The 404-nt window shown below is 67.1% G+C and carries 1 protein-coding gene; it reads right to left on the reverse strand.

All coding sequences use genetic code 11. From position 1 onward, the window contains the following. On the reverse strand, positions 1–404 hold a 404-nt coding region (locus WFQ05_RS20530; RefSeq protein ID WP_337055189.1), incomplete at both ends, for an EF-Tu/IF-2/RF-3 family GTPase.

Consider the following 404-nt stretch of genomic DNA (forward strand, 5'->3'; position numbering starts at 1 on the left):
CGCTCCACGTCGTCACGCTTGGTGCCGCGCAGCAGCAGACCCGCGTTGTCGCCCGCCTGGCCCTGGTCCAGCAGCTTGCGGAACATTTCCACGCCGGTCACGGTCGTCTTCTGGGTCGGGCGGATACCGACGATCTCGATTTCCTCGCCCACCTTGATCACGCCGCGCTCGATACGGCCGGTCACCACGGTGCCGCGGCCCGAGATCGAGAACACGTCTTCCACCGGCATCAGGAACGCCTTGTCGACGTCACGCTCCGGGGTCGGGATCCAGGTGTCCAGCGCCTCGACCAGCTTCAGGATCGCCGGCACGCCGATCTCCGACTGGTCGCCTTCCAGCGCCAGACGGGCCGAACCGTGGATGATCGGGGTGTCGTCGCCCGGGAACTCGTACTTGCTCAGCAG

This window comes from Pseudoxanthomonas sp. USHLN014, assembly GCF_037153335.1.
Lineage (GTDB): Bacteria > Pseudomonadota > Gammaproteobacteria > Xanthomonadales > Xanthomonadaceae > Pseudoxanthomonas_A > Pseudoxanthomonas_A winnipegensis.